The 5,017-nt window shown below is 64.8% G+C and carries 4 protein-coding genes; 2 read left to right on the top strand and 2 right to left on the bottom strand.

From position 1 onward, the window contains the following. Nucleotides 1-265 precede the first annotated feature (265 nt). Both GVV77_RS17945 and GVV77_RS17940 read left to right on the top strand, forming a co-directional pair. The gene (locus tag GVV77_RS17945) at nucleotides 266-1,222 is read left to right on the top strand and encodes a TIGR03885 family FMN-dependent LLM class oxidoreductase (protein WP_159620682.1); all 957 of its coding nucleotides are present in this window, start codon (nucleotides 266-268) and stop codon (nucleotides 1,220-1,222) included. Between the two features lie 56 nt (nucleotides 1,223-1,278). Beyond that, nucleotides 1,279-2,967, top strand: coding sequence for an alpha-amylase family protein (locus GVV77_RS17940; RefSeq protein ID WP_159620680.1), 1,689 nt, complete (start codon nucleotides 1,279-1,281; stop codon nucleotides 2,965-2,967). 22 nt (nucleotides 2,968-2,989) lie between these two features. On the opposite strand, the gene GVV77_RS17935 is transcribed toward GVV77_RS17940, so the two are convergent. Together GVV77_RS17935 and GVV77_RS17930 are read right to left on the bottom strand one after the other, a co-directional pair. Continuing rightward, entirely contained in the window at nucleotides 2,990-4,216 is a 1,227-nt protein-coding gene (locus GVV77_RS17935; protein ID WP_246199899.1) for an NAD(P)/FAD-dependent oxidoreductase, read from the bottom strand. Nucleotides 4,217-4,378: 162 nt separating this feature from the next. Continuing rightward, a complete protein-coding gene (locus GVV77_RS17930) occupies nucleotides 4,379-4,876 on the bottom strand; it encodes a hypothetical protein (RefSeq protein WP_201293277.1) in 498 nt (165 codons plus the stop codon). Nucleotides 4,877-5,017: the final 141 nt, after the last annotated feature.

Genomic DNA, 5,017 nt, shown 5'->3' with positions numbered 1-5,017 from the left:
CCCGTGCACAGCACACACCGGAAAAGCCTCAGAAATTTGTGTGGGTTTCGCCGCCCTCACCGGGGCAACTCCATAACTATACGACCCCCACCCACCAAACACAAATCCCCCACCCACCCCCCACAAAACCGGCGTACGGGCGCCCCCGGTCCGCCCCAAAGATCCTCTTCCAGACCAGCTGCCGGAGCCGATGCCGGCGTGGGCGGGCTGCCTGCGCCTTCCCTGATTCCTCGACAGCATGGCCGTGCCGCGGTATGCATGTCGGATGGCGATACTCGGATTTCATGCGTCCCACGAACAGATCAGCCCATCGCGTCTGCTGGAGGACGTGGTTTTCGCCGAGCAGGCCGGCTTCGATGCGGCGATGTGCTCTGACCATATAGAACCGTGGTCCGAGCGGCAGGGCCATTCGGGGTTCGCCTGGTCCTGGCTGGGGTCGGCCCTTGCCCGGACCGGCCTGCGGTTCGGCGTCGTGACTGCACCCGGGCAGCGGTACCACCCGGCGATCCTCGCCCATGCCTCGGCGACACTCGCGGACATGTATCCCGGCCGGCTTTGGGTTGCGCTGGGCAGCGGCGAAAACATGAACGAGCACATCACCGGCGAGGCGTGGCCACCCAAGGACGTCCGGCAGCGGCGTCTCGAGGAATGCGTGTCGGTCATCCGCCGGCTGCACAGCGGCGAGGAGGTCACCCATCGGGGGCTGGTCACCGTCGAGCGGGCGCGGATTTGGGACACACCGGCCACACCGCCGCCGTTGATCGCCCCTGCCGTCACCGTTGACACCGCACGGCGCGCCGCGGTCTGGGCCGATGGGCTGGTGACGATCAACCAGCCGCATGAACACCTGCGGAACATGCTGTCGGCTTACCGGGAGGCGGGAGGCACGGGCACGGCAACCCTGCAGGTGCACCTATCCTGGGCGCCCACTGAATCTGAGGCCATTGGCATTGCCATGGATCAGTGGAAGAACAACACCTTCGCCCCACCCATACCGTGGGACCTTCCAACCGCCGGCTACTTCGACGCCGTAGGCCGCGACGTGGGTGAGGAGTCGGTGCGTACGGCGGTCAACGTCTCGGCCAGCACCGGTGAACATGCTCAGTGGCTTCAGGAGTACCTGGAGCTTGGCTTCGACGAAATCTACCTCCACTTCGTGGGCCAGGACCAGCAGCCCTTCATTGATGCTTTCGCCGCCAAGGTCCTGCCCGAGCTTCGCTGAGCGGCAGGTCAACCCGTCCAACTCTGGACACCGCCGTCGAACTACGAGGGGGAACAATGAAGACCACGGAAACGTCTGATCTTTGGTGGAAGAATGCCGTGGTGTACTGCCTCGACGTCGAGACCTTCTACGACTCGAACGGCGATGGGATTGGTGATTTCGCCGGCCTTACGGAGCGGGTGCCCTATCTGGCGGCTCTCGGCGTGACCTGCATCTGGTTGATGCCGTTCTATCCCACCCCAGACCGCGACGACGGCTACGACATCACCGATTTCTTTGGAGTGGACAGCCGGCTCGGGACCCATGGTGACCTCGTTGAGTTCCTTCGGACGGCCAAGGATCAGGGCATCCGCGTCATCGCGGACCTCGTGGTCAATCACACCTCCGATCAGCATCCCTGGTTCCGGTCGGCCGTTGAGTCCCGCGACAGTCCATTCCGCGACTTCTACGTTTGGCGCTCCGATGCCCCGCCTGACACCTCGGCAGAGGTGACCTTCCCTGACCAGGAGGACTCCATCTGGACCCGGTCCGAGCCGACGGGTGATTGGTACCAGCACCGTTTCTATCGACATCAGCCGGACCTGAATGTTGCCAATCCGCGGGTTCGCGACGAGATCGCCAAAGCGGCAGGCTTCTGGCTCCAGCTGGGCATGAACGGCTTTCGGGTCGACGCCGTGCCCTTCTTCATCGAGCTGACCGGGGCACAGGCGGACGAGCTGCCGGAACCGCATGAATTCCTCAAGGACTTCAGGCGCTTCCTCGGCCGCCGGAGCCCCGGCGCGATCCTGCTGGGTGAAGTGAACCTTCCCTACGAGGCCCAACTGCGGTTCCTCGGCGGAGAGGCCGCCGACGAACTCACAATGCTTTTCGATTTCATTGGAATGCAGAATCTCTACCTCGCCCTGGCACGGCAGGACGCCGCCCCGTTGGCCGCCGCACTCCAGGGCCGTCCGAAGACGAATCCCGACAGCCAGTGGGCGACTTTCGTGCGCAACCATGACGAGCTGACCCTCGACAAGCTCACCGAATCGCAGCGGCAGGAGGTGTTCGCTGCTTTCGGCCCGGAGGAAAACATGCAGGTCTACGGACGTGGGCTCAAGCGGCGCCTGCCACCGATGCTCGATGGAGACCCTCGCCGCATCCGAATGGTGTACTCCTTGCTCTTTTCACTACCCGGGACACCTGTCCTGTTCTACGGCGAAGAAATCGGCATGGGCGAGGACCTCGCCGCGGATGGGAGGCTCGCCGTCCGCACCCCCATGCAGTGGACCGACGGGAAGAACGGGGGGTTCTCGAGCGCTGAGGAGGCCAACCTCGTTGCCCGCCCGGTTCAGGGCGAATATGGCCCGGATGCCGTCAACGCCGCCCGGGCCCGCCAGGATCCGGAGTCGCTCCTCCACTTCATGGCCGGACTCATCCGCCGCTACCGGCAGTGCCCGGAACTTGGCTGGGGAAGCTTCGAGGTCCTCTCACAGGACAATCCTTCGATCTTGGCCCACCGCTGCACCTGGGAAGCCTCGAGCATGGTCCTCGTCCACAACTTCGCTCCGTCAGCGGCTCGCGTCACGCTGGACGTCACCAGTTCCCGGCACAGCGCCAGCGACCTCGACGGAAAAACCCTGCTGGACCTGCTTGGCGGTACCGGACCGCAGATCTCACGGAAGGGAACCGTCGACCTCGACCTTGAACCGTATGGCTACCGGTGGCTGCGCATCCCAGACCCGGACGACCATCGGCTTCCCTGAGGAGTTCCCCTGCCGCCGCGGACTACGCCCGGCCCCTCAGGATCAGCTTCCAATAGACCTGAGGGAGCACCCTCCGCTCCAGGAGCCACGTCAACCGTCGCTCCCGTGCCAGATTCTTCCACCCCGGCACCGTCGGCTTCGGCCGGTACCTGTCATCGAACTCGGAAAAGACGACCGTCGAACGTGACACGGTGAAGGGGCACGCCGAATAGTTGTTGTACTTCTTGCGGGGATTCCTGCCCTTGCGCACGGCTTTGAGGTTCTTCGCGAGAACGGTAGTCTGCATCCTCAACGCGGCACCGGACTTCGAGTTCCGTGTCCCCGCCGCATCGCCGAGGGACCATACCGAGGGAAACCGCGCATGCCGCAGCGTCTCCGGATCGACCTCGACCCAGCCGTCGGGGTCACCGTCGGCGGAAAGCGCGGAGGTTTTCAGCCAGTCGGGCGCGGACTGGGGTGGCACCGCGTGCAGGACGTCGTAGGGAAGACGTTCATCGGTCCCGTCCGCAATGTTGCGCACGACGACGCTGCGTCCCTCGGGGTCCACCTCGGCGAGCTCGCTGTCGCAACGGAGTTCGATGCCGTACTCAGCAATCTTGCGGTTAAGCTCCTCGTCGATCAGAGGCATTCCAAAAACGGTCGGCGTCGGCACAATCAGCACGACCCGGATGTCGTCGAGCACCCCCTGCGCACGCCAGTAGTCACAGGCAAGGTACATCGGCTTCTGGGCGGCACCGGCGCAGGTGGCAGGGCCGGGCGGCTGGCTGAAAACCACAGTGCCGCTGCGGAGTTGACGCAACAGGTCCCACGCCTTCGGTGCCAGCTCGAACTCGTAGTTGGACCCGCCGAAAGGCGACGCCATCGCCTGCGCGAGGCCCGGCACGGCGTCCCAGTCCTTTTGAATCCCGGGGCACACGACGAGGTTGTCGTACCTCAGGCTCGCGCCGGAGGAAAGGGTGACGGTGAGGGCGTCCTGCTGCACGCCGGTTACCTCACCTTGGATCCAGGCGACTCCACGGGGCATGACCCTGGACTGGGGGCGGACGGCGTCGGCAGGCTTCGCGGTGCCGCCGGCAATGTGTGAGAAGAGCGGCTGATAGAGGTGGTGGCTGCGCGGCTCGATAATGGCAATATCGCGGACGCCGTAACGCTGCAGCCGTGCCGCGAGGGAGATCCCTGCATTTCCTCCCCCGATGACGAGCACTTCGTAGTGATCTTTCGGGCCGGAAACCGGGCTGTCCGGCGACACGGGGCTCAGTGTCCCCGGTTGTGGCATACCCGAGCGGCGCAGGCGGTTCGTCGAACCCACTGATACCTCTTCTTCCTTCGAGGACGCCCGCTCTCAGGGCTGGCAGTCTCGGACCGAGTGGTGGCACCAGGCGTTGGCAACCTGGCTCGACCCTACAACGGTTCACGTGCCGTCGGCAGTTCCTTTTGTGGCCTTGACCTGGCCGCTTCGGGCCTCAAGCAGCATCTCCGGCCCCTCATCCCCTCCCGGTTGGGTCAACCATGGCGTGACCACCAGCTGGAATTCGTCTTCGTAGAGAACGGCGCCCGGGTCGTTCGAACGGACCTCCCGCCAGGGGACCGCGTAGCGGTCAAGGAGGGAGAGATATCCGGGGATCCGCTCGAGAAGGTGCCCGGCGGACACCTTGAACCAGGCCTGGGCCGTCGGGTTGAGGGTGCGGTCGTACACCGACGCATCGACGAGCTGGGGGTTGATGTAGGCCGCGTCGTACCAGAGATTCGACGCAAGCCACCAGGAATAGTCGGCCTCACTGAGGCGGCCGTCGCGGGCCAGCGCGTTGGCAAGGCCAAAAATCCCGGGATGGATCCCCCGGACATTGCGCTCGGCCCCCTCGTAACGCACGAAGCCGGCCTGCTGGGGTGATTTGGGGTGAAACCGCATGCGTCGACTGTATGGGTGGTGGGTGGTTAAAGGGGTGCAGGCCCCACCGGTGGTGGGGCCTGCATTTTAAGGGTGGTCCGGCGGTGTCCTACTCTCCCACACTCTCTCGGGTGCAGTACCATCGGCGCTGTGGGTCTTAGC

The organism is Arthrobacter zhaoguopingii, from assembly GCF_009828605.1.
Lineage (GTDB): Bacteria > Actinomycetota > Actinomycetes > Actinomycetales > Micrococcaceae > Arthrobacter_D > Arthrobacter_D zhaoguopingii.
This window is presented reverse-complemented; position numbering and strand designations above follow the sequence as displayed.